The organism is Dactylosporangium siamense (assembly GCF_016862795.1).
In the GTDB taxonomy this organism is placed as follows: Bacteria; Actinomycetota; Actinomycetes; order Mycobacteriales; family Micromonosporaceae; genus Dactylosporangium; species Dactylosporangium siamense.
In genome coordinates, this window is sequence record NZ_BONQ01000077.1 from 1 (window position 1) to 23,717 (window position 23,717).

Annotated in this window: 17 protein-coding genes; 10 read left to right on the top strand and 7 right to left on the bottom strand. The window is 70.2% G+C overall.

Going from position 1 to position 23,717, the window contains the following annotated elements:
* The 3 genes from Dsi01nite_RS23985 to Dsi01nite_RS23995 all read left to right on the top strand — a co-directional run.
* Nucleotides 1-655 (top strand): MBL fold metallo-hydrolase (locus tag Dsi01nite_RS23985; RefSeq protein WP_203848491.1); only part of this gene is annotated, 655 nt, incomplete at its 5' end.
* Between the two features lie 176 nt (nucleotides 656-831).
* On the top strand, nucleotides 832-3,711 hold the full coding sequence (locus tag Dsi01nite_RS23990; protein WP_203848492.1) for a hypothetical protein: 2,880 nt from the start codon (nucleotides 832-834) through the stop codon (nucleotides 3,709-3,711).
* Between the two features lie 119 nt (nucleotides 3,712-3,830).
* Nucleotides 3,831-4,520: a hypothetical protein gene (locus Dsi01nite_RS23995; RefSeq protein WP_203848493.1), complete on the top strand. Its 690-nt coding sequence runs from the start codon at nucleotides 3,831-3,833 to the stop codon at nucleotides 4,518-4,520.
* Here the strand turns inward: Dsi01nite_RS23995 and Dsi01nite_RS24000 are convergent, their stop codons facing one another.
* Nucleotides 4,521-5,465 (bottom strand): inositol-3-phosphate synthase, encoded by a 945-nt coding sequence (locus tag Dsi01nite_RS24000; protein ID WP_203848494.1) that lies wholly within the window; start codon nucleotides 5,463-5,465, stop codon nucleotides 4,521-4,523.
* A 96-nt stretch (nucleotides 5,466-5,561) separates the two neighbouring features.
* Here Dsi01nite_RS24000 and Dsi01nite_RS24005 point away from each other — a divergent pair, with 96 nt between their 5' ends.
* Nucleotides 5,562-6,137 (top strand): hypothetical protein, encoded by a 576-nt coding sequence (locus Dsi01nite_RS24005; protein WP_203848495.1) that lies wholly within the window; start codon nucleotides 5,562-5,564, stop codon nucleotides 6,135-6,137.
* On the opposite strand, the gene Dsi01nite_RS24010 is transcribed toward Dsi01nite_RS24005, so the two are convergent.
* Together Dsi01nite_RS24010 and Dsi01nite_RS57480 are read right to left on the bottom strand one after the other, a co-directional pair.
* Nucleotides 6,118-9,252: a C-terminal helicase domain-containing protein gene (locus Dsi01nite_RS24010; protein WP_203848496.1), complete on the bottom strand. Its 3,135-nt coding sequence runs from the start codon at nucleotides 9,250-9,252 to the stop codon at nucleotides 6,118-6,120. The genes Dsi01nite_RS24005 and Dsi01nite_RS24010 overlap by 20 nt on opposite strands.
* A gap of 1,734 nt (nucleotides 9,253-10,986) precedes the next feature.
* A complete protein-coding gene (locus Dsi01nite_RS57480) occupies nucleotides 10,987-12,192 on the bottom strand; it encodes a DUF6361 family protein (protein ID WP_239136129.1) in 1,206 nt (401 codons plus the stop codon).
* A 230-nt stretch (nucleotides 12,193-12,422) separates the two neighbouring features.
* Here Dsi01nite_RS57480 and Dsi01nite_RS24020 point away from each other — a divergent pair, with 230 nt between their 5' ends.
* Entirely contained in the window at nucleotides 12,423-12,695 is a 273-nt protein-coding gene (locus Dsi01nite_RS24020) for a hypothetical protein (protein ID WP_203848498.1), read from the top strand.
* A gap of 98 nt (nucleotides 12,696-12,793) precedes the next feature.
* Here the strand turns inward: Dsi01nite_RS24020 and Dsi01nite_RS24025 are convergent, their stop codons facing one another.
* Both Dsi01nite_RS24025 and Dsi01nite_RS24030 read right to left on the bottom strand, forming a co-directional pair.
* Nucleotides 12,794-14,197, bottom strand: a complete 1,404-nt coding sequence (locus Dsi01nite_RS24025; RefSeq protein WP_203848499.1) for a M36 family metallopeptidase — start codon at nucleotides 14,195-14,197, stop codon at nucleotides 12,794-12,796.
* Between the two features lie 76 nt (nucleotides 14,198-14,273).
* Nucleotides 14,274-14,537 carry a hypothetical protein gene (locus Dsi01nite_RS24030; RefSeq protein WP_203848500.1) on the bottom strand — a complete coding sequence of 88 codons (264 nt, stop codon included), beginning with the start codon at nucleotides 14,535-14,537 and terminating at the stop codon, nucleotides 14,274-14,276.
* Between the two features lie 329 nt (nucleotides 14,538-14,866).
* Here Dsi01nite_RS24030 and Dsi01nite_RS24035 point away from each other — a divergent pair, with 329 nt between their 5' ends.
* Genes Dsi01nite_RS24035 through Dsi01nite_RS24055 form a run of 5 tightly spaced genes read left to right on the top strand, consistent with a single transcriptional unit; the run spans nucleotide 14,867 to nucleotide 22,297 of the window.
* Nucleotides 14,867-16,837, top strand: coding sequence for a hypothetical protein (locus Dsi01nite_RS24035; RefSeq protein ID WP_203848501.1), 1,971 nt, complete (start codon nucleotides 14,867-14,869; stop codon nucleotides 16,835-16,837).
* Nucleotides 16,837-19,731, top strand: coding sequence for an ATP-binding protein (locus Dsi01nite_RS24040; RefSeq protein ID WP_203848502.1), 2,895 nt, complete (start codon nucleotides 16,837-16,839; stop codon nucleotides 19,729-19,731). Before Dsi01nite_RS24035 ends, Dsi01nite_RS24040 begins: the two co-directional genes overlap by 1 nt.
* Nucleotides 19,732-19,736: 5 nt before the next feature.
* Nucleotides 19,737-20,264, top strand: a complete 528-nt coding sequence (locus Dsi01nite_RS24045; RefSeq protein WP_203848503.1) for a hypothetical protein — start codon at nucleotides 19,737-19,739, stop codon at nucleotides 20,262-20,264.
* A complete protein-coding gene (locus Dsi01nite_RS24050; RefSeq protein WP_203848504.1) occupies nucleotides 20,264-21,778 on the top strand; it encodes a hypothetical protein in 1,515 nt (504 codons plus the stop codon). Before Dsi01nite_RS24045 ends, Dsi01nite_RS24050 begins: the two co-directional genes overlap by 1 nt.
* Nucleotides 21,779-21,790: 12 nt before the next feature.
* Nucleotides 21,791-22,297 carry a hypothetical protein gene (locus Dsi01nite_RS24055; protein ID WP_203848505.1) on the top strand — a complete coding sequence of 169 codons (507 nt, stop codon included), beginning with the start codon at nucleotides 21,791-21,793 and terminating at the stop codon, nucleotides 22,295-22,297.
* 44 nt (nucleotides 22,298-22,341) lie between these two features.
* On the opposite strand, the gene Dsi01nite_RS24060 is transcribed toward Dsi01nite_RS24055, so the two are convergent.
* Together Dsi01nite_RS24060 and Dsi01nite_RS24065 are read right to left on the bottom strand one after the other, a co-directional pair.
* Nucleotides 22,342-23,319: a hypothetical protein gene (locus Dsi01nite_RS24060; protein WP_203848506.1), complete on the bottom strand. Its 978-nt coding sequence runs from the start codon at nucleotides 23,317-23,319 to the stop codon at nucleotides 22,342-22,344.
* Nucleotides 23,316-23,645 (bottom strand): nucleotide pyrophosphohydrolase, encoded by a 330-nt coding sequence (locus Dsi01nite_RS24065; RefSeq protein ID WP_203848507.1) that lies wholly within the window; start codon nucleotides 23,643-23,645, stop codon nucleotides 23,316-23,318. Before Dsi01nite_RS24065 ends, Dsi01nite_RS24060 begins: the two co-directional genes overlap by 4 nt.
* Nucleotides 23,646-23,717 lie beyond the last annotated feature (72 nt).

Consider the following 23,717-nt stretch of genomic DNA (forward strand, 5'->3'; position numbering starts at 1 on the left):
GCTGACCGGCCCGGCGGTGACCCCGCAGGAGCTCGGACGCATCGACGCGATCCTGCTCACCCACGACCACCACGGCGACAACCTCGACGACCGCGGCAGGGAACTGCTGCCCGCCGCCGGCACGGTGTTCACCACCGAAGCCGGCGCCGAGCGACTGGGCGGCAACGCGACCGGCCTCGCACCGTGGACCACAGCCACCCTCAGCGCCGAGGGACGACCCACGATCGTCATCACCGCAACCCCCTGCCGGCACGGGCCGCCGTTGAGCGGACCGATCGTCGGCGACGTCATCGGGTTCGCACTGCGCTGGGACGGCCAGCAGCACGGCCAACTCTGGATCTCCGGCGACACGGTCCTCTACCAGGGGACGCGCGACGTCGCGGAACGACTCCGCATCGGCACGGCACTGCTGCACCTCGGCGGTGTCCAGTTCCCGGTCACCGGACCCATCCGGTACTCGATGACCGGTCGCGACGCCGTCCAACTGTGCCAGGCGATCCGGCCCCACACGGTCATCCCCGTGCACTACGAAGGATGGCGGCACTTCCGGCAACCCCGGGCCGCCGCCGAACACGCCTTCGCCACTGCCGCCGACGACATCCAACGCAGCATCCGGTGGCTCGACGCCGGCGTCACAACGGACATTCCCTGCTGACCAAACCCCCGGATTTGGATGATCTTGCCGATATGTGCCCCCTGGTGGCCAGATCGGTGGTCTGGCGCTGATTGTCCATAATGGATACTCGGTGCCACGGTGATCGTTCGTGGGTCTACGATCCCGGTGCCCGGCTGGTGATTGCTGGCCGGGAAACCGGGGAGGAAATCACCCATATGGCACGCGTACGCAGAGTTCTGCTGTCCGCCGGCGCCGCATTCGTCGTCGTGGCCGCCACCGCACAGCCCGTGCACGCTCAGGCCCCGCTGGTCAACCTCAGCCCCACGAAATGGGCCTGGACCGATTCGGGCAACCCGTCGACCAGCTACCTCAACCAGTCCGGTGACATGCCGGTCGGTACGTCGCTCGACGCCGCCGGCAAGGCGCACACGCGGCGGTCGTACTTCACCTTCGATCTCACCGGGTTCAAGGGTCAGGCCATTCACGTGGCGGGCCTGACCTCGACCGAGACCAGCGTCACCGACTGCACCGCGACGGCGCCCGTCGAGATCTGGCGGACGTCGGCGATCAAGGACAACACGGCGTGGAACCGGGCGCCGCAGGAAATCGAGCGGATCGCGGAGGCGTCGCTCGGGACGGCGTACGGGTCCTGCCCCAGCGGGCTCTGGTTCGAGCTCGCCGAGGCGGTCGGGGTCGCCGTCGCTCGCGGGGACAAGACGCTCACCATCGAGTTGCGGGTCGCGGCGGTCGCGGAGAGCGATCAGCGGCTCGGACGGACGGTGCGGCAGCCGCGGCTCGCGGTGGGCGCCAACCACCTGGCGGTCGCGTCCGAGCTCAAGCTGCAGTATCCGGAAGGCACCTGCGGCACTGTTGCCAAGCATCCGACCGCGGGGTCATCTCCGACGTTCTCCGCCAAGGTCACCGACGGTGATGTCGGCGATCCCAAGACCTTGATCTTCGCGGTCTGGGATGTCGATCACCCGGACCAGCGGCGGGAGTTCATGGGCGGGACCTACGGCGGCGGCGTGTACCAGGCGTCCACCGATCTCAGTGGGTACGCCGACGGGACCCTGATCGCTTGGAGCGCCCGGGGTTTCGACTACACCGATTACGGGCCGTGGGCGAAGGCCTGCTACCTCACCGTGGACAAGACGCCGCCCGCGCATGAGCCGGGGGTCGCCTCGAAGCAGTACCCGGCCGGCACCGTGGGGACGGGCGGGCCCGGGGTGTTGGGCCGGTTCCGGTTCGACGCCGGTGGGAACCCGGATGTGGCCGCGTTCGCCTGGCGGGACACCTTGGGGCGCTATGGCACCGTGAAGGCGAACCGGTCCGGCGGGGCCGTGCTCGAGTACACGCCGGACACGGCGAGGACGATGTCGCTGTACGTGGTGGCCGTCGATGCGGCCGGAAACCGTGGACCGGAGAAGGAATACCAGTTCACCGTGCGTGCCACCTCGCCGTACGGGTCCGTGGACATGGCCGGGGTCGGGCTGCCGAGCACGATCAACCTGACTGCGACGGCGAGCGAGACGACCGTCATGTCGTATCAGTTGCCGGAGTCGGCCGAGGTCAAGCTGCCGGTGACCGGCGGCAAGGCGAGCGGGTCGATCACGTTCAACCAGACCGGGTCCGCCGAGATCACGCTGCGGGCCTACAAGGGCACGAAGCTGCTCGGGCAGAACAAGCTGTGGACCGTCGTCAGCGACCAGCCGGTGGTGGAGTCGGTCGAGTTCGACCTGTTCGCCAACCAGGTCGAGGGCAAGACCGGCTCGTTCACGTTCAAGCCGCGCCGGTCCGGGGTGGTGGCCTACCAGTACGTCATCGGTGGCCGCACCGCGCAGGTCGACGCCGCCGCGGACGGCAGCGCCGTGCTGCCGTACACCGCCGACACGCCCGGGTTCATCAGCATGCAGGTGAGCTCCGTGTCGGCTGACGGCACCGTCTCACAGGCGACGCAGCACTACTTCTCGATCGTCCCGGTGCGCCCGTCCGTCTACGTTTGGAACTTGACGGATTCGCCGCGGACCGACGGCGTCGGGATCCTGCAGCGGATCGAGTTCGGCAGCCAGCTGCCGGACCTGACCGGGTTCGTCTACCGCTATGACGGCGGGCCGGAAACCTCGCTCTCCAGCAACGGCAACTCGTACGCCTACCTCGACGTGACGCCCACGCACGCCGGGGACACGACCGTCATCGTTCAGGCGGTTCGGGCCGACGGGAGCCGGTCGCCGGAAACCCGGTACACCTTCCAGGTCTTCTCCGGACCGGTCGTCACCTGGACGCCCGCCGACGAGGTGATCGCCAACTTCCCGGTGACGGTCACGTTCCGGGCCGCGCTGCCCGGCGCGACGCAGTTCCGCTACACCCTGCCCTACGGCGACCAGGAGCTCACCGTGCCCGTGGGCGCGGACGGTACGGCGACGGTGACGTACACGCCGCTCTCGCCGGGCCTGGACACGCTCCTGGTCCGGAGCGTCGCCGCCGACGGGACGGAGTCGGAGCAGCGCTACCAGTACATCTACGTCAGGGATGACCGGGTCACCGTCTACGCACCGTGGAACGAGTACAACCCGACCGGCGGCGTCGGCATCCCGGGCACCGTCGGCTTCTACTCGCAGTTCGCCCCGAACATCGTGGAGTTCCGATACCACGTTGAGGACGGGCCGGTCGTCGCCGTGCCGCCCACGCCGGACAGCACCACGACGTACACCGACATCACGCCGACGCACAGCGGGCTGAACACGCTGTACGTCCAGCAGGTGCTGGCCGGTGGCGGGCTCTCACAGGTCACCGAGTACCGCTTCCTCGTCGGTACCGCGACGAACGTGGTCTCGGCGCAGTACCTGCCCTCCACGTGGGGCGGCGGCGTCGGCGTCGAGGGGACGTTCGACTTCACCGCCGGCGCCGATGGGGTCGTGGCGTTCGGCTACCAGTTCGACTACGACGAGACGAAGACCGTCGAGGCGGTGAACGGGCACGCCACGGTGAAGTGGACACCCTCGGAGGGTGGCTCGCACACCCTGGCCGTCACCGGGCGCCGCGCGGACGGCAGCACGACCGACCGAACCTGGCAGTACCTGCTCGTGCAGTACTGACGTTCGGGCCGGCCGGTCGTGGATCGCTGGTTCTTCCGCAGCGATCCACGACCGGCGTGGGTCTTCGCGCTGGTCCGGGCCGCCCCACGCGCATCGACGTTCTATGGCACACTCCCCGGGTGACGCTGCCCCCTCAGCCACCTCCGTACCCGGGCGCCCTCCCCCCGATGTACGGCCCTCCGGGCCTACCGCCACCGCCGCCACCGCGGAGCAATGCCGGGCTCGTCATCGGCATTGTCATCGGCGCGCTCGTGCTGATCGCCGGCGTCTGCGTGGCCGGTGTGGTGGGCGTCATCGTGGTCCGGGACAAGGCAAAGGACCGGTCGCCCGTTTCGGCGTCGACGCGTGATCCCTACTCGGGCGGCGACTACACGGCGCCCGCCGCCGCCCCCACCACGAAGGCGCCGGCGCCACCGCCGGCACCGGCGCGGGTCGGGGAGTGCATCAGCGTCGACGAGATCGGGACGTACCTGGGGACGGGGAGCTGCAACGGCACCAAGGGTGCGTACAAGGTGCTCACCGTCGACTACTCGCGGGACACCTGCCCCGACCCCGAGTCGCCGTACATCACCGAGGACGGCTACCGGCTCTGCCTCGAGGTGTACCTGGTGCGCACCTACTGCTACAAGTTCCCGAGCGGTTCCGGTTGGGTCGTGCCCGCCTCCGCGTGCAAGGCCAAGGGGACGGTGCACATCATCGACATCGTGCCCGGCGCGACCAACAGCAACAACTGCACGCGGGACTACAAGTGGAACCGGTGGTACCAGTTCAGCCACCCGACGGTCGTCTACTGCGTCATGCAGTACTGATCAGACCGCTGTTCCCGGCGGGGATTTGAGCAGCGTGGTCGCCTCGGTGGCGTAGCCGCCGCGGCCGGTGCGGTTCGCGTTCGCGGCGATCCGGATGAGGTCGATGTTGACGCCGGCGGCGCCGCTCGGGTCGTGGACCTTCAGCTTCACGTCGAGGCTCACCGAGGTGCCGGCCCAGCCCTGCGCCTCCAGGTTGAGGTGGGCGACCTTCTGCGAGCCCAGGTGCGGCAGGTAGCCGAGCGGTGCCACCTCGACCTTGTCGGCCGTCGACAGCGCGTTCAGCTTCGACTGCTTCTTGGTGTTGGGGTTGGCCACCAGGTTGCGGAAGTCTTCGGTGCCGCCGAGGTTGACCTGATACGAGCTGACGAGCGTGAGTCCCCGCTCGGCGAGCAGCCGCAGCAACGTGTCGTGCAGCACCGAGGTGCCGAACTGGCTGGTCAGGTCGTCGCCGATGAGCGGCACTCCGGCGGCGGTGAACCGTCCTAGCAGCTCTGGGTCTCGGGCGACCGCGTCGCTGGTGGTGTTGACGAAGGCGACTCCGGCTCGCCGGGCGGCCTCGGCGTACGCCAGTGCGGTCACCGGACGGCCGCTGGGCGCCGAGTAGAGCAGGACGTCGGCCCCGGTGAGCGACGCGGCCACCCGGTCGATGCCGCTGTCGTCGACCAGGCCGGCGGTGACCGGTACACCTGCCGCAGGGAGCTCGCAGTCGAGCCTGGGGAAGTTGTTGGGCGGGAGGAAGATCGCCTCGGTCAGGTCCTTGCCGATCTTTTCCGGTGACGTGGCGAACGCCGCGACGAACTCGATGTCGCCGACACCGAAGCCGTCGATCTCCGGCCGGGAGATGCCGACGAGGCTGCCGGTCTGCTGGTAGTACGCGATGCCCTGCACCAGCGCCGACGTGTTGTTCCCGACGCCGACGACCGCGACCTTCACCCGTTCGATCATGGCCCCGACGATACGTCGGTCCCCGAGCATCGGTACTCAGCCGGATTGGGTACGCGTACCCATCCATCGATGACATTGGCTCGGCAGGATCGGCGCATGCGGAAGATATTGGTGCTGATAGCGATCGTTGCCGTTGCGCTCGTGGCCGGCTCGTCGTCGGCGGTGGCCGCCACGCGGCTACGGGGGATCGCCGACCACCTCATGTTGCAGGCTGAAGACCTCGGCGGCAGCGTCCCGGGCCCGGTCGAGGACGGGCTCACGTGGCCGCTGCTGCCACAGCCGTGCGCCGACGCGCCCGTGCCGCTGCCGGTCGTGAGCCGGCAGCAGGCCGCGGACTTCGGCGCCACGTTCCGCGTCTACGAAAATGTTGCGCGGTACCGCAACAGCAACGCGGCGCGCGGGTACGTCCGGGAGCTCAAGGCGCAGCTCGCGCGGTGCGGCGTCGGGGGCGGCGACAACGGGTTCGACCCCGTCGCCGACGACGTGTACGGGCCTGACTCGACGCTGTTCTTCGGCAACTACGACCTGGGCGACCGCTATGTCGCTTACGGGGTGGCGGCCACCGGGCGCTACGTCGTCGTGGTCCTGATGTCCGACGCGCGCATCGGGGCACCCGACGTCACACTGCTCAACGGGCTCACCAACCAGGCGATCACCCGTGTGCGGACCTAGGAAACGGGCGGAGATCGAGCGGGTCGGGCGGCGGCATGCCGTGGGTTGCCGAGCGGCGTAGCAGCGCCAGTAGGTCCTCCTGGCGCGGCTGGCCGAACGCCAGCCGGTAGTGGGCCAGGTCGGCTTTCAAGCGCTCGAGCTTGGCCACGTCGCGGCTCAGGGGGTACAGCAGGACATGCCGTTCGATCATGGCTGCCCCGCTGTACACCCAATAGGGAGCGAAGTCGCCGAGTGCCTCGGAACCCGTGCGAGCGGCGTCGTAGGCGGCCTTCCACACGTCTTGCTCGTCGGAGGACAGCGCGGCTGCTCGATGGTGTTCGGCGATGTTGCGGCGCACGGCGTGCCCGCCGAAGCGGTGCACGCGGCCCTCGCGCTGTTCGAAGTCGACGGGGTTGGGAGGAGCATTCCAGTGCACGATGGCCGAGCACCACTGGTGGAAGTCGATGCCCTCCTGGCCGGCGCTGGTGGTGGCGACAACGAACGGCCAGAACGGGCTGTTGAACGCCTGCCGGACGGCGGCCTTCCGCTCGACCTGCGCCTGTTCCTCGCCCCGTCCGCCGTAGCGCAGTGCGAACCGGCCGGGCAGGCTGATCGGCTTGTCCGGCAGGTGTGGGTCGAAGGCCCGGTACGTGACCGGCTGGATGGTGACGGTCATGAACAGCCGTTGGGCAAGGACGAAGAGGGAGTCGTTGTCCAGTGGCAGGCCAGAGCCCGCGCTGCGCAACACGTGCAGGTGTTCGTCCAGCACGGCCTGGAGGCCGCCCGCGGCGCAGTAACGCAGGATGGCTCGCCAGTACACGATGCCGGGCTGCAGATGATCGAGCAACTGCGCCGAATCGGCCCGGTTGAACAGCGACCGCAGACCGTTGGCAATGTATGCGGCGGCTTTCCAATGGGCGTCCGGCGTCACAGTGCAATTCGGCGTGAGGATCCGGGCGATCGCTCGCCAGGCGATGTTGCCAGGACCGTACAGCCCGATGGCGGTCACGTCATCGATGACCTGGGAAACGTCGTGGGCAACCGGATGCTCGACCGCCGAGATGACCGCGTACGCCTGGCTGACGTGACGATCCAGGCCGGCCGGGGTGCCGTCCTCGTTGTGCGAGTCGGCGATGGCTCCGGCGACGGCCTGGATGGAGAGCTGCTCGAATCCGGCTCGCGCACCCGGCCACCGGAACACCGCGTGCCATGGGTGGACCTCGCCGACGTGGCGCGGGTCGCTGAATTCGGCCGGTGCACTGCGACGCAGTCGCTCGCATACCTCCGTTTCGACGGCCTCCAGGGGCAAGGTCTCGGTCGGCCGTTGCCGGGCGATCGCGAGCGGATCGCAGACCAGGGCGAGTTCGGGGTGCGGCCAGAACAGCGCGAACGTGCTCATGGAAGCGGCGCGCTCCCCGTCGAGGCGGTAGTCGAGCCGGGACCGGCGGCGCTGCGGCTCGGCACCCGGCTGCCGGGTGCCTTCGATGCGCCGCTCGGCCTCGTAGCTCAGCAGCCCGGCCACGGCCGTCGGTGTCGCGTTCCACGATGAGAACACCAGGCGCTTGGTGATGCCGTGCGCGGCGGCGTCGGCGAACGGCTCGCCGAGCGCCGAGTACGGCATCGAGGGCGGCAACCACAGCAGCTGCCACCAGCCCCGATCGAGGGTGTCGGCGGCGAGGTGACGAAGCCTGGCGTTGCCGAGGTCGATGGCCCGCCGCTGGGCGACGGCGTCGGCGTCGAGCAGCTGCGTGCTCGCCAGCAGCGGGCGGACCTCGGCCGCAGCACGGCCCTTGAGCGCGGCGCGGACCTTCTCGCCGATCTGGTAGCCGTCGAGGAAGTTCAGGAAGTACGGGGCGGACTTCCAGTACTCGATGGTCATCGGTGCTTCGACGGCCTTGGCGATCCGACGCATCGCGGCGTAGCTGCGCATGTCCTCGGCGGTGAGGTCCTGGACGGTCACGACATGCTCGAGCAGCATCTTGGCCTGCTGCAACGCCGGCCGTTCGGTCCGGCACATCACCCGCAGCAGCAGCTCCCGCAGCTCCGCCCGGATCGCGTCGCTCGGCTCCGCGCGGACCAGCGCTTCGCGGTGCGCCTCGAACGCCTTCGCCACCTCGGCGTGCCACTGCTCGTCCGGATTGAGGAACCCGAGAATCTGCCGGAGGTCGGCATAGTGGTCCTCGCCGGCGGCGCGTTCCTCGGCATAGGTGAAGGGTTTGTACGGCGTCGCCGACAACAGCAACACCCGCGCATCCCCATAGTCGAACAGCGATTTCGCGAGTTCGGCCGCCGGTCCGCCGTCCGGATCGAGGAGTTCCCGGAAACGCTGGAACTCGTCGAGGATGATCAGGTCGGGTTCGAGTGCGTCGACGCCGGCGCGGGCGAGCGTGGCCCGGAGGTCGCCGATGATCCGGCGGGAGCGCTCGCGCAATGCGTCCGGGAGGGCCGGGCGGCGGCCGATCTCGTCGAGCAGCGCGTTGAACTCCTTGAGCAGGCCGTCCTTCTTGGCGAGGCGGATGAACTGCCTCGCGATCGTCCGGTCCAGCTGCCCGCCCAAGGCGGTTTCGAGCTGCCGGCAGTACTGTTCGAACCGCTCCGGCGAGCCGACGGTGCCCTGCAACGCGCGAACTGCGGCGCGGGTCCGCCATCCATCCCAACCTTCGACCTGCTGGAGCAGGAGGAAGATCAGCGCGCGTTCCTCCTTCGCCCCGGTGCGCCCACCCTGGTCGAACGAGGTGCCGGGCGTGAATGCCACCAGGTTGATCCGTTTGCCGTGCGCCGGCTTACCCTGCTTGAGCTTCGAGACCTCCTTGGCCAACAGCGTCAGGCGGGTCGAGAGCGTGACGGCCTCGTCCGCGGTCACCCGCAGCCGCGCAACGTTCTGCGCGGCGACGTCCTGGTTCGAGCAGACGTACACCACGTCCACCCGCTTCACGCTCGGGTCGTCCTGCAGCCGTTCGAGCGTCTTCGCGACGACCCCGCGCGCGACCAGGCTCTTGCCGAGGCCGGTCTCGTCGGCGACGAGGAACCGCCGGGTGGGATCGGCGCCGTAGTACCGCTCCATGACGTGCTCGACCGTCGCGCGTTGGAAGTCCTTGAGGCCCGCGATCACCTGCTGCGCGTCGTACCGATTCATGCGCGCGCCTCCTCAAGTTCGGCCTGCCGCGCCTGCACGACGACCGCCCAGAGCGTGCTGAACTCGTCGGGCCACAGGTTGGCGCCCCGGGCCTCGATCCGGGCGATCAGGTTCGCGAGGTCGTCGAGCCGCTCGGGGTGCTCGGCGAGCGCGTTGATCAGGAGCTCGAAGATCCCGCCGAGCCCGGTCCGCCAGTTGGCCGAGCCGCCGCCTTCGCCCTCGACCAGGGGCACCGCGGCGGCTTCGGCGCCCAGCCCGAGCATCAGCAGCAGGAACCGCTGGAACTTCTCGACGGTGTCGATCTGCTCGGCGAGCACATGATCGAGCCGATCGTCGGGATCGCCTACGAGCGTCGCGACCACGATCGTGCGTTCACGGGCGTCGCCCAGTTCGGCCGTGATGATCACGAATGGCGTGATGTCGGTCAGCGCCAGACCCGTGAACGTGGCGCTGACCGGCTGTCCGGCGACCAGCGTGGCCGCCTCGCCGCGGCGGGTGTGCAGCTCCGCGGTGAGCCGCACGCCCTGCGCGGCCGGGAGCGCATCTTCCGACGTCAACGTTATGGCGTACCGCTCCGCATCGGCCTGCACGGTAGCGACCAACGGCAGTTCGGCGATGTCGCCGACGAGATCGATCAGCAGCTCGGCGTCCTCGTCCAGCTCCACCGGCTCGCCGCGCTCATACGGCTCAAGCACCCCGCGCAGGTCCGTCTCCGGCCCGACCATCGAGTCGATCCCGAGGTCGGCGCGCCTGCCGGCGAGCTCAACGAGCACCTCGACGTTGCCGCCGAACGCCGCACCGGTGGCGTTCGCGGAGCCGATGAGCAGCCGGGCTGCCGCGCCCTGCTCGACCACGTACACCTTGGCGTGCAGACCGCTGAGGATCTCCAACCCGTTCGAGGACTCGTCTTCGGGCAGGCCGGCCAGTTCGCTGACGACGAAACACTCCGCGTGCGCGAGCGTCTCGTCGGGCAGGCGGTCGAGTTCCTCCTGGCGCCCGATCACCATCCGGCGATCGCCTGGTGCGCACAGCAACAGCCCGTCCTCGGTGCAGAACGGCGAGATGACGAGGTGCCGGGCGCCGTCGAAATTCGGGGGCCGATGCCCCGGCACACCCAGAGCATGGAAACGCACCTCGTCAACGCCGTCCGGTGCGGTCCACTCCGCCCGGCGCAGGTCCTCGATAAGGGTTTCGATGGCCTCCAGTCGCGGTGCCGGCAGCGGGGCGACGGCCAGTTTGAGAGTGTGCCTGAGCAGGTCAGCGAGGGGTTTGTTGGCGCCGACCGGTCGTGAACCGCGCACACCGTCCAGGCGAAGGCACACGTCCCAACTGCGGTCCTTGGTGAGGTTCCGGCTCAGGACCAGCAGACGGAGGGACACCTCGCCGGTGACGTCGTCCAGAAATCGCAGCACCCACAGCTTCGGGTGGAAGAGACGGCCCGGCCTCGGCTTCCTGACCGTGTGCACCATCGGTTCGAGGAACGCGAGCAGCGCGGATTCTCCCGGTGGCACCGCGACCCGCCCCGACTGGCAGAAGACGTCGATGCGATCGGCGCACCGGCGGACGCTTTCCATGATGACAACGGGGTCCATCGACTCGCGGAGGTTGTGCGCGGCGAACGCGAGCGGCGCGACCAGCAGACTGTCGAGATCGAGCGTGAACGTCAGCGCGACGGCCCGGGTGAGCTGCGAGCCGGGCGGCGGGCGCAGGGCGTCGAGCAGCAGCGTGCGGGTATCAGGCGCCAGCAAGCTCGACCTCCGACTCGGCCGCGCAGCCGTTGTGGATGTCCATGAGCATGCTTCTCGCTTGCGGCCAGCGGTACACCAAACGGGCGCTCCCGGATGCTCCGCTCCAGTTGCGCAGGAGCTTTTCATTCGTCAGCCGTGACTGGCTCTTTTTGACCGACCGTTCACGCTCGCCGATCAGCGTTCGGAGCGATTGCTCTTTCCGGACCTCGCGTATCCCGCCCGTCGCCACGGCGTCGAGCCACAGGTCGATGAATCGTCGTGCGGTGAGGTTGGTTGCGATGCGCGGGTTCACTTCGATGACCTGGCTCCACATCTCGGCCCGGTTCCACGCACTCAGGCCGGCGAGCTCAACGGCCCAGTCGGCGAGGAGCGCGCGGTACAGGTCAACCGGCGCCGCATGCTTGATCAGCCCAGCCGCCTCGTACCGCTCGGCGACCAGCAGGTTGTACAGCAGCGCGGCCCCGTGGATGGCGAGCGAGAAGCGGCCGGCATGCAGCGCCGCTCTCGTGATCTCCGGTGAAGCCCCAGCGGTCACCGCGTCGTCCCATGGATGGTCCGCTTCGAGCGCCGGCCAGCGTTCCGGTGCCAGCAGGTGCGCCAGCAACGTGTTCGGGACCCTCGCCAGCATGCATTCGCGGAGCCAGCGGGCCTCGTCCGGGCCCAGCGTGAGCTCGCCGTCCAGCTCGGTCGGGAAGCCGGCGGGCGGGTCGGGCAGCGTCGGGTGCCACATACCGGTCCGCAGTTCCGCGAGTTCTTCTGTCTCCGCCGCCGACCGGGTCACCGGCTCCTCGCCGGTGCGGATGCCGAAGGTCGTCAGCGCCGTCGCGTAGATGGTCGAGGGCAGCGTCCGGACCTTCACCCCCGTGTAGCGGCCGACCATCCCCTCGGGCCGGCCCGCCCGGATGAGCGCCGAGATGACGGTGCGCTCGTTGCGGGACACCCGAGCGGACGTCGCGTTGCCACGCAGCCGGCGGCCCTGCGCGTCCTGAAAGCACCAGGGGACGATGAGCAGGTACCGGGCGCGCGTATGCAACGTCGATATGCCCGGGAAGAGCATGTCACTGAATGCGTCGCGCACCTGGCCGATGCCGAGCTCGTCGCGGCTCTCGGTGTTGCTGAAGAGGTTGAGCAGCTCGCGCATCCGCTGCTGATCAGCCCGGGAACTATCCAGCCAGGACAGCGCGGACGCCACGCAGCACCTCCGCGGGCATGCTGGTTTCGGACGGGTCCGCTCGACGGTACGGACGCTCTATTGGGAAATCGAACAGTCTTAACGGCTCGGTTGCGCGCCGTTTGGCCGATTGGCACCCGAAGGGCAACGCGGCCTGCCGCCCGCCACCCGGGCTACCTCCACCGAGTGACGCCGGTGGATCCAGGTCGTGATGGTCGGCAGACTCGAGGATCCTCGACGAAGGAGCCCACGTGCCGTTTTCCCGCGTGCAACCAGCCCACAACACGCCCGGCGCCGCCAGCGCCCTCTATGTGGCGACCGCGGCCTGGATCATGGCGGCTCTGCTCTTTGGCGCGATGCTATGGCGGGATGGCAACGGCCTGGACGAGGAACCGACGGGCGTGGCGGACAACGCCATCGCGGTCATGGTGTTCGTCCTGTGCCTGCTCGGCGCCACCGTCTCGTATGCCGGCGCCGCGACGCTGCAGCAGTTGGCGAAGCGGCAGGCGGTGGAGGTCAAGTGATGGGCCTCTTCAACAAGCTCACCGAACAGCACGGGTCTCCGTAACGCGTCGGTCCCGGTTTCCGGCGACAACGTAGCCGGAAACCGGGAACCGGCGCCTCAGAGGATGCCGCGGGCCTGGAAGGCGGCGCGAACCTTGTCCGCGGCTGCCGCGCCGTACAGCGCCTTCGCGGTGCGAACCGTCTCGCGCGCCGCGGCGGGCATCTTCGTGTTGGGGGCGAAACCGAACTGCGCTTCGAGGATCACCTTGTTGGCCTTGGTACGGCCAAGTGCCGCGTTGATGTCGAACAGCGCCCGGGACCAGATCTCGCCGTCGGCGTGGACCTCGCCCTCCAGGTCGGTCGGGTAGAGCTTCGGGCCGTCGACGCGGCGCAGGCAGTGCGGCTCGTCGTCGGTGTACGAGGTCGCGTCCCAGTCGGCGATGCAGGCCAGCGGCGTGCGCGCGGTGTCCTGGCTGGTGGCCTGCGACATGGTGAAGGCCCAGTAGTCGCCGAAGCCCTCGCCGATCGAGCCGGCCTCGAGCTTCTCGCCGAAGCCCGGCACCTGGTCGTCCTGGATCGCGTGGCCGTACTCGTGCCAGATGACCTCGTTGTCCTCGGCGTCGTCGACGCCGCCGGTGCCGAAGGTGATGCCGTCGGTGTCGGGGTCGTAGAACGAGTTGTCGTCGATCAGGCCCGTCGTGGCGTACCGCTGCGGCTCGTTGTTGACGTCGTTGAAGCCGAGCTGGTGGATGTACTCCTGGGCCGACGTGATGCCGTGGTAGCCCATCACCTGCTCGAAGCCGCGCTGGGAGCGGTTGTAGATGAAGATCCGCTGCGGCGAGACGACCGGGTCGGTGCTGATGTTGAAGGCGTAGGTGCCCTGCAGGGTGGTCGTCTGCGTGTTGAGATGCGTCAGCGTCACCGTCTTGTACGCCGCCTGCAGGGCCGGGTAGTCGGCGTCCTGGCGGTCCTTCAGCGTCTCGTTCTGCAGCGCGGCCACCGGGTTTGGGTCGAAGACCCGGCCGGTGCCCTCGGCCTCCTTGACCAGCTTCTGCTCCTGCAGGGTGGCGCCGCTGGCGGCGTCGAGGACGGTGAGGACGGAGCCGCTGGCGGTGCGGGTCACGACCGTCCAGGCGAGGGTCGCGGTTGCGCCGGGGACCACGACGAGCTCGGTGCGGGCGGCCGGGCCGGCGAGCCGCCCGGACACCGACGCCCGCGCGTGGTCGGCGGCGACCGCGGGGACCTCGGACTTCAGCCCGGTCACTGCGAGCCGCCCGTCCTGGACGATGACCTCGCCGGTGCTGGCGTCGCTGTGCGTGGCGTAGAAGCCGCCGAGCACCGGCAGGCCGTGGTACAGCTGCTGATACCAGGTGTGCGTGCCCAGCAGTGACTGCCGGACCTGAATCTGCTTGAGCCCGTCCGGCACCGCCGCCGGCGCCGCGTGTGCCGCAGTTCCCGCCGCCGCGGCCACCAGCACCCCGCCGACCAGCGAGGCCATCCATCCGTGCGCCCGTCGATACATCCCGACATCGTAGGACCGGGCCACGAAAGATCTACATGTCTGGATTCGCGGAGAGGGGCTTGTCGAGGGGGTCGGGCTAGCGCGGCACGCGGCCGGCGCCGCCGCAGATCTCGCACTGGGTCTGCGGGGCGGCCTCGTCGGCGAAGGCCTCGCCGGTGAACTCGAGCGTCCGGCGGGTGTGCTGCACCCAGCCCCGCCCGTGGCAGTGGATGCAGACCGCCGAGGTCGGGCGGCCGGAGCCCCACTGCTGGAACCTGCGCTCGTCGCGGCGGCGGAGCAGGGCGAACCCGGCGATCCCGAGCACCGCCAGGGCGCACAGGCCACCGCAGAGCCACTCCATCCCGGCGTACCTCCGCTCATCGGTTGCCAGGTCGAACGTTCATCGGTTGCCGGGTCGAACGTATCTGACGGACGGCGTGGCGACGTCCGTCGTTCGGGGTGCCGCCATCGTCGTGTCGGCGGGCCTTGTGGCGCTGACGGACGCGTTGTCAGCCGGTCAGTGGTCCGTCAGTCAACGATCGAGCAGACCTTCCACCGATAGCGGTGAGTGGTCTTCTCGAAACTCACCGCAGCTGGTTGACTGACGGCGGCAAATGTGGTGAAGCTCCCAGATCTCCGCTTCGCCCAGCTCAAGCCCTGTTTTGAGAACGGAAGGGACGTCGCGACCCGATGAGCGAGTCGAACCTCGAACCGAGCCCGCTCACCCGCCTGGCTGTCCCCGGTGAGCGCTTCGGGTGGATCTTCCGCGACCGGAATCTCTTCCGGCGCCGGTTCACCGAGCCGCAACCGGAGCCGATCCCGGTGCCCTTCGGGCTCGTGGACGCCGCCCGCAACGCGAAGCAGCGGATGACCACCCGGATCATCATCGCCAGCTCCGTCACGGGCGGCGCCGTCGTGCTGATGGGCTGCTGCGGCAGCGCCACGGACAGCGCGGTCTTCGGCGTGTTCGCGGTCCTCGCGCTGCTCGCCGGCGCCGGCGCCATCGCGCTCATCGTCGTGGCCGCCAACCAGGCCGCGGGTGCGCTGCAGCGCAAGACCGACGAGCTGCGTGCCGCCTACCAGCAGGCCTACGGTCAGTGGGACGCCCGCCGGCAGACTCACGAGCACGGCCAGCAGCAGCTGATCGGCGGCCTGCTGGAGTGGGGCGCCGCGACGCCCTCGCCGGGCACCCGCCGGGTCGACATCTTCGGTGGTACGAGTTGGGGCTGGGAGGCGCTGCTGACGGTCTTCGGCGGCTCGCTGCTGAGCACCCACGGCTCGATGGTCGTGGTCGACTTCAGCGGCGAGACGCTGTGCGCCGAGCTGACCGACCTCGCCCGGCAGACCGGCTCGTCGGTCGACATGCGGCACATCCCGTCGCAGCTCGCGGAGGTCGACCTGCTGGCCGGGCTCGGTAAGCAGCAGCTCATCGACAGCCTCGTCGAGGCGATGCACGGCGACGCGACCACCGGCAGCCGGGCCGACCGGGTGCAGGACAGCATGCTGCTGCACGAGATCTGCGAGGAGCTCGGCGGGACCGTCACGATCGGGCGGATCATCGGTGGGCTGCGGGTGCTCACGGACCGCTCCGGCACGCCCGCGCTCACCCTCGAGGAGGCGGACCGGATCCGCGACTCGATGCCCGACGAGACCCGCCGGCAGCTGCACGGCAACGTGCGGCGGATCGAGGCGTTCCTGCGCCCGCTGGAGGCGATGGGCACCGCGGTGCCGATGGCCAAGCCGGCCACCGTCACCGTCCTGGCCACCGACCGCGACGGCCGCTCCGCACAGAACGAGCTGCTCAAGGACCTCGTCGTGCAGTGGCTCACCCGCTGGGTCGGCATGGGCCAGACCAAGATCGGCTCGCTGATCGTGATCGGCGCCGACGAGATCGACCACCGGCACATCGAGAAGCTCGGCACGATCTGCGAGCGGCAGGGCACCCGGCTGGTGACGATGTTCGAGCACCTGCGGGAGGCGTCGCTGCACGCGATCGGCGGCGGTGAGGTCGCGTTCATGCGGCTGGCCAACCACGACGAGGCCCGGCAGGCGGCGGAGTTCATCGGCAAGCAGCACAAGTTCGTGCTCAGCCAGCTCACCCGCACCCTGGGCGGCAACGAGACCCACTCGGTCGCCGACACCGAGGGCGAGTCCACCAGCGAGAGCCGGACCGACGGGTACACCAGCGGCCGCAACCAGTACAGCCGCAGCCGGAGCCGGTCATGGACCAAAACGGTCAACTGGAGCCAGACGGTCACCAACGCGGAGGGCACGACCTGGAGCGACGCCGCTTCGGCGCAGCGGGTGTACGAGTACACCGTCGAACCGCGCGTCCTGCAGGACCTGCCCGACTACGCGATGCTGCTGGTCAAGTCGCACGATCGGGGCTCCACCCTGCAGGCGGTCGAGTGTGACCCGGCGATCGTCACGCTGCCCCGGCTGAGCATGCAGCCGCTGCCGCCGATGGCGCTGCCGCAGCAGCACGAGGCGGTCAACCCGGTCTCCGGGCTGCCCAACGAGGCCACCATCTCGCGGCCGGTCGGGATCACCCCGCCGCCGATGTCGCCCGGTGCCGCGGCCGCGAACACGGTCCCCGGCTGGGGCGGCGCACCCGGGCAGTCCGGTCGGTACCCGCAGCAGGGCCCGGGGTGGCGGGGCTGATGAGCGACGCCGACGCGCTGTTCACCTGGCTCGCCAAGGCCGAGGGCAGCCGGGTCGTCGAGCTGCCCCGCCGGGCGCCGGCGAAGCCCGACGGGCGCCCGGCCGACCAGGGCCACCGGCAGCGGCTCGCCGCCATCGCCGCGACGTATCACGCGGCCGGCGCCGACACCGGCGAGCCCCTCGCACTGGGCTGGGCGCGGGCCGGCGGGGCGAGCGCGGTGCACATCTTCACCGCCGGCGGCATCATCGGCGCCGCGGACGCCACCGGCCGGCAGCCGCTGAGCGTGCCGCCCGGCGCGACCGGCCTCGCGCACGAGGACGGCGCGCTGCTGCGGATGCTCACCGCGGTGCCGCACTGGACCCGCATCGGCGGCGTCGTGGACGGGCTGCTGGTCGAGGACGAGCCGCACCGCCTCGACGACCTGCGGCCGACCCTCGACGAGTGCCTGCTGCGGGTCTGGCACGCCGGGTTCGCCTGGCTGCTGCTGGCCGAGCCGGTGCCCATGGCCGAGATCGACGCGGCCGCCCGCGCGGTCGCCGCCGAGGAACGCGACGCGCGGACCCGCGCCGGGTCGCCGGAGCACGCGGTGCGCGCCGAGCGGCTCGCGCTGCGGCACCGCGAGCTGCGGCAGGGCGAGTCCACCGGGATGTGGCGGGTGCACCTGCTGGCGGGCGCCGCGACCCCGGCCGGCGCCGCGGCCGTCGCCGGGCTGCTGTGTGCCTCCGCCGACCTCGGCCGGCTGCCCTACGCCCTGATCCCCACCGGCGTCTTCACCGACTTCGCCACCGCCCTCGACGGCCCGGCGCTCCTGGCCAGCTCGGCGCTGGTGGCGGCGCTCGCCGTCACCCCGGTCGAGGAGATCCCTGGGGTGCGGCTGGCCACCCGCTCCGAGTTCGACGTGACCCCCGAGACGTCGGCGACCACGGCGGCCGCCGGCGGTGTGCTGTTGGGCAAGGTGCTCGACCATGACGGGCGGCCCGGCGAGGAGTTGCACGTCGGCACCGCGAGCCTCAACCGCCACACGTTCGTGTCCGGCGCGACCGGCGCCGGCAAGTCGCAGACCGTGCGCCACCTGCTGGAGGAGACCACCCGCGTCGGCGTGCCGTGGCTCGTGGTCGAGCCGGCCAAGGCGGAGTACCGGCAGATGGCCGACCGGATCGGCGGCGAACGGGTCATCGTCATCCGCCCCGGCGACCGCGACGCGCCGCCGGCCGGCTTCAACCCGCTCGAGCCGGCCGCCCCGGACTTCCCGCTGCAGACCCACGTCGACCTGGTGCGGTCGCTGTTCCTCGCCGCCTTCGACGCGGAGGAGCCGTTCCCCCAGGTGCTCAGCGCGGCTCTGACCCGCTGCTACGAGGACCTCGGCTGGGACCTCGCCCTCGGCGAGCCGAGGGTGCCTGGCAGCCACCCCCGGTATCCGACCCTCGGCGACCTGCAGCAGACCGCCGAGCTGGTGGTCGAGCAGATCGGCTACGGCAAGGAGGTCACCGACAACGTCCGCGGCTTCATCCGGGTCCGCCTTGCCAGTCTCCGCCTCGGTACGACCGGACGGTTCTTCGAGGGCGGCCACCCGCTGTCGATCCAGCGGCTGCTGGCGCACAACGTGGTCTTCGAGATCGAGGACGTCGGCGACGACCGCGACAAGGCCTTCCTCATGGGCGGCCTGCTGGTCCAGCTCGTCGAGCACCTGCGGATGGCCGGCCGGCACCAGCCGGAGCTGTTCCGGCTCGGGCTGCGCCACCTCAGCGTGTTCGAGGAGGCGCACCGGCTGCTGCGCCGCACCGAGCACGCCGGCCCCGCCGCCCACGCGGTCGAGCTGTTCGCCGCGCTGCTGGCCGAGATGCGCGCCTACGGCGAAGGGCTCGTCATCGCCGAGCAGATCCCGAGCAAGCTCATCCCCGACGTCATCAAGAACACCGCGGTGAAGGTCATCCACCGGCTGCCGGCGGAGGACGACCGCGACGCCGTCGGCGCGACCGTCAACCTGACCGAGCCGCAGTCCCGGTTCGTGGTGACGCTCCCGCCCGGCACCGGCGCGGTGTTCGCCGATGGCATGGACCAGCCGGTGCTCGTCCGGCTGCCCGACGGCAGCGCCCGCGAGCGCGGCGGGATCACCGCGACCGCCGACGTCACCCCGCTGATCGGCCGGCGCAGCGTCACCTGCGGCGCCTCGTGCGTGGAGGCCCCGTGCACGCTACGCGACATGCGCACCGCCCAACTGCACCTCACCGACGAGCCGTGGCTGCCGCTGTGGGCAGAGCTCGCGGTGCTCGGCCACCTCACCGGCTGGCCGGTGCCCGCGTTGCGCGCGGTCCACATCCGGGCCCTGCTCGACCTGCCGGCGCGGCTGCGCGAGTGCGCGCTGTCACACGCGGTCGACGGGGCGGTCGCCACACGGTCGGCGTTCCTTCCCCCGACGGCCGGCCCCGACCTGCTGAGCCGCCACGTGCTGCAGGCGCTGGACGGCTACGTCCACGGCGAGATCCACTGCGAGGACGACGAGACGTGGTGCCTGGCTCGCTCGTACCGCTACGCCCGCCTGTGGGACGACCTCCGCGCCGCCTCACGCTCAGGTGTGACCGGCCGCGATCCCCGCAGCGCCGACTGGGCGGCACGGTACGGCCGCACCGTCCCCGGCGACGACGTCACCGCGCAGCTCGCCGAGGTCTCCCGCTGGTTCGACGCCGACCTGCGAGACCCGGCGGTCAACCGCCGGGTGGCGCTCGGCGTGCAATCCCCGTCGGCGCTGGAGCGGGCCGCCGGCCTGACGTTCGGCGCCGCCGGCTGGACGACCCGCATCCGTGACCTGGTGGCCGAGCACTTCGTCGACTGCGGATGGCCGGACCAGTACCTGGCGGCGGACGCCGGCCCGGTCGACAGCGACGGAGGGTGACACTGATGGCTGCGGAAACCACCCCGCCGTCTCGGACCGACCGGACGGTCGATTCGGCGAAGCTCGAACAGGCGGTCGGTGACCTGGTGGCCCGTAAGGAGGCCGGTGAGCTGCTGTCGCAGCAGAGCCGGAGCGAGGAGCAGGACAACACGCGGGCCGCGGCGCAGGCCGAGGCGGCGAAGGCGGCCGGGCAGCAGTACGAGGGCGACTCGCCGATCAGGGTCGACCCGCCGTTCAACCCCGCCGCCGTGAAGGCGGTCGACATGGCCGGCGACCTGGCCAAGATGAAGTCTCCTCAGGCCGGCGCGGCGATCAAGTTCGGCGCCACCATCATGGAGGCGGTCAACGCCCGCAGCGTGCAGGAGCGCTCCGAGTTCATCGCCGAGAAGGGCGCGGGACTGGTCGTCTCCACCGACGGCGACCCGCGGACCGCCGAGGCGATCGCCGAGGGCGCCAAGTATCTGGGCCTGGTGATGGAGCAGCGGTTCGGCGGCCGTCGCGAGCGCGACGCGCACGGATCGCTGGAGGGCTGATGGCCGAGACCGTCCAGGAGACCAAGCCGCCGGAGCCGCCCCCGAAACCGCCGGAGGTGCCGAAGCAGACCGACCAGCGGGCGGGCGGCGACCGCTCGGACCACACCGCCACGACGTCACAGGCCGACGCGCACAAGCAGACGAACCACGCCGCCCGCACCGAGCACGCCAAGGCCACCGCGCCGGGCGACGGTTCGTTGCAGCCGTCGCCGGAGTTCCAGCAGAAACTCGACGCGCATCAGGCGGCGAAGGGGTCCGGGCCGGCTCCTGGCGACGGTTCGTTGCGCCCTACCGCGGAGTTCCAGCAGAAGCTCGACGCCCACCAGCAGTCCAAGGGCAACGGGCCGGTTCCCGGCGACGGTTCGTTGCAGCCGTCACCGGAGTTCCAGCAGAAGCTCGACGCGCATCAGGCGGCGAAGGGGTCCGGCGAGCAGGGGGCCGCGGGGGAGCGCGCGGCGGCCCACGAGCACACCAGCCAGGCGGCGACCGCTGAGCACGCCAAGGCGACCGCGACCGACAACGTGGGAGCCAACAACGTCGGCCAGCCAGCCGGCGAACACGTCCAGCAGCCCGCCGGCGAGCAGGTCAAGCAGCCAGTGGCGGAACCGGTCGGCGAGCAGGCGAAGCAGCCGGTGGTGGAGCCGGTCAGTCAGCCGGTGGCGGAACAGATCAAGCAGCCTGTCGGGGAACACGTCAACCAACCGGTCGCGGAACAGGTGCGACAGCCGGCTGGAGAGCATGTCCAGCAACCCGCCGGCGACCACGTCAACCAGCCGGCCGGTGAGCAGGTCAAGCAGCCCGTGCAGGCTGCCGGTGACGGGTTGCCCTCGTGGGCCGTCCCCGTTGGTGCGCAGGGTGACAGCACCGCGGGTGGGCCGAAACAGAACGGCGAGCAGCAGACCGGTACAGCGGAAAACGGCGGGCAGAAAACCGGCGAGCAGCAGACGGGAAGCAACGACTCGCTGCCGTCCTGGGTGCCGCGGGCGACCGCTGAGACCGGGACCGGCGAGCAGCCGGGCGGCGCCGAGGTCGGCGACCAGCCCACCGCCACGCCCCGGGCCGACGCGATGCGGGAGCGGCAGCCGGAGAACATGCCCGGACCCGTCTGGGACCGGATGTGCGACGGGGTGGCCTTCAACGAGCAGCGCGAGCCGCACTACACCGAGCGCGGCGGCGCCAACGAGGTCACGCTCGGCAACGGGAAGCGGGTCGACTCGTACGTGCCGGGTGAGGAGATCGTGTCGCGCAAGTTCACCCAGCTGGATCAGGTCTCGCCGGCCACGGCGGTGGGTTATGTGCGTGAGGTGGCGAATAAGTACAGCCCGGCCGAGGTGGTCGCGGACACCGAAGGCAACCGCGCGAAACTGCCGGATCAGGTCGGCCAGCGGTTGGACGGCGTGATGGTGTTGGAGATCCCGCCGCAGAACTCCGGCACCATTCCGGATGTCGTAATAGCCACCGCCCTCACCAGCGGTGTCAGAATCAAGGACTCGAACGGCAACTGGTTCGTCTAGAGGAGCATTGACGTGACGGTTTCATATTGTCGTCGCTGGAACAGCCTGCTGCACGCGCCGATCGAGCCGATGAGCGAGGACGAGGCGCGGGCGCTGGACGCCGCGGGCACCCTCTACTGCGCCGTCGTGGGCGGGCCCGGCCAGGTCGACGCGGTCGTTGAGGTGGTGCGGGGCAGCGGCTATTTCGGGGTGTACTTCTTTGACACGCACGAGCGGCAGAAGACGAAGTTCGACTTCGGCCGGCGGCCCGAGGGCGGGCTCTTTCTCAACACGGTGATCGCGTGGCAGTACCCGGACGACCGGCCGCGACGGCAGCTCAATGAGGCGTCTCGCATCGACGAGGTGCAGTACAAGCCGGAGGGCACCGTGCGGCACATCGTGCGCGACAAGGCCGCCGACGAGAAGACCACGACGGACTTCCGGGACGTGCCGCTGGACATCAACCACGAGCCCGAGCCGGCGTTCGGCGACTGGGCGTCGATCGCCAGGTTCGAGCGTGCGCCGAAGCCGGCCGGCTGACCGGACCGGTCTTCAAGTCGCTGCGCGACGCGGTCGGCGGCTGGCTAAGACACCGCCTGATGGGCTGGTTCGCGGGTGAACTTGCCGGGAGTGTGTTCGTAGACGACGACGATGCCGAGATCGGTCAGGAGCTCGACCAGGTCCTGCTTGGGGCGGGACGGTAACAGGACCGCTCGGGACCGCGGGCGTACGTAGCGGGCGTAGTCGTAGAGCTGGCCGATGGCGTGGCGGATGTGTTCGCGACCGGCGGTGGACTTGGCTTCCAGGAGTTCTTCGGTGTCCAGGTCGAAGACGTCGGTGAAGAAGGTGTCCAGGCCGCCGGGCAGGGTGATCAGGTTCCGGGCCGCGCGGCGGCCCTGTTCGGCCAGGTAGGTCTCGTAGCGGCTGACCAGTTCGGCTTCGCTGCGGTTGGCCTGGAGGGTTTGGCCGGGCCGGCGGACGAAGGTGCGGGTCATGTTCCGCTCCAGCGCGATGGTGCGGATGACCGCGCCGGCGTCCGCCTTGCGGTCGGGTGCGATGGGTGGAGGGTCCGCGAGCGGCGGTCCGAGCACCGGCCAGCCCTTTTGTAAGGCTGAGTGGCGGATCGCGCGGATGGCGTCCTCGGCCAGGTCCGCGGCCGGGATCGGGCCGAAGGTGTCGTCCGGTTCGTCGGGCTCGAGGTCGACGCGGTACGGGTAGAGGTCGTCCGGCCACACCGGTTTGACGTGTTCCTCGTACAGCGGGGCGTGCAGCAGCCGCTGGGTCACGGAGTGGAGCGTCGCGCCGGTCCAGGCGTCGAAGTCCTCGTCACGGGTGCGTGGCCAGCCTTTCGGCGCGGGCCGGGGCGGTGTGATGCCGCGGACGAAGATGAGCCAGGTCGGTTCGTCGCGGTCGGGGTCGGGGTCACGCAGCCAGGTCTCGGCCTGGGCGACGAGGGTGCCGCTCCCGGTGAAGGTCTTCCAGCCCCAGATGTTGCCCCGCATGCCGATGCCGAAGTTGCGTTCCGCGCGTTCACCGACGTAGATGTACACGCTGCGGCTCATGGCGTGCGGTCATTCAGTGGTGGGAAGCGGTGCTCGTTACGGGCGATCTTCTCGGCCACTGCCTTCGTCACATCTACGCCGGCGACATCGGCGAAGCGCAGCGCATAGATCAGGACGTCGGCCACCTCTTCCGCGACGCGGTCCGGGGGCGGCGGTGTCGGCGGGTCCCATTGGTACAGCTCAGCGAGTTCACCGACCTCACCAACCAGCGCGAGAAGCAGATTGCGCGGCGTGTGGTACCGGGGCCAGTCGCGGGCTTCGGCGAAGCGACGCAGTTCCCGCTGCACCTGCGCCGGCCAGTCTTCAGACTGCTCGTCATTCGGCATCGCCGATCACCCGATCACGATGGCCCCTACCGCACCACGATGGCCTTATGGCCGCGAGCTGGCTCGATGCTT

Excerpts from the sequence above, each read along its gene's own strand:
- Dsi01nite_RS23990 (WP_203848492.1), top strand. The coding sequence starts at position 832 with ATGGCACGCGTACGCAGAGTTCTGCTGTCCGCCGGCGCCGCATTCGTC.
- Dsi01nite_RS24000 (WP_203848494.1), bottom strand. The coding sequence starts at position 5,465 with ATGATCGAACGGGTGAAGGTCGCGGTCGTCGGCGTCGGGAACAACACG.
- Dsi01nite_RS24005 (WP_203848495.1), top strand. The coding sequence starts at position 5,562 with ATGCGGAAGATATTGGTGCTGATAGCGATCGTTGCCGTTGCGCTCGTG.
- Dsi01nite_RS24010 (WP_203848496.1), bottom strand. The coding sequence starts at position 9,252 with ATGAATCGGTACGACGCGCAGCAGGTGATCGCGGGCCTCAAGGACTTC.
- Dsi01nite_RS24025 (WP_203848499.1), bottom strand. The coding sequence starts at position 14,197 with ATGTATCGACGGGCGCACGGATGGATGGCCTCGCTGGTCGGCGGGGTG.
- Dsi01nite_RS24030 (WP_203848500.1), bottom strand. The coding sequence starts at position 14,537 with ATGGAGTGGCTCTGCGGTGGCCTGTGCGCCCTGGCGGTGCTCGGGATC.
- Dsi01nite_RS24035 (WP_203848501.1), top strand. The coding sequence starts at position 14,867 with ATGAGCGAGTCGAACCTCGAACCGAGCCCGCTCACCCGCCTGGCTGTC.
- Dsi01nite_RS24040 (WP_203848502.1), top strand. The coding sequence starts at position 16,837 with ATGAGCGACGCCGACGCGCTGTTCACCTGGCTCGCCAAGGCCGAGGGC.
- Dsi01nite_RS24045 (WP_203848503.1), top strand. The coding sequence starts at position 19,737 with ATGGCTGCGGAAACCACCCCGCCGTCTCGGACCGACCGGACGGTCGAT.
- Dsi01nite_RS24050 (WP_203848504.1), top strand. The coding sequence starts at position 20,264 with ATGGCCGAGACCGTCCAGGAGACCAAGCCGCCGGAGCCGCCCCCGAAA.
- Dsi01nite_RS24060 (WP_203848506.1), bottom strand. The coding sequence starts at position 23,319 with ATGAGCCGCAGCGTGTACATCTACGTCGGTGAACGCGCGGAACGCAAC.
- Dsi01nite_RS24065 (WP_203848507.1), bottom strand. The coding sequence starts at position 23,645 with ATGCCGAATGACGAGCAGTCTGAAGACTGGCCGGCGCAGGTGCAGCGG.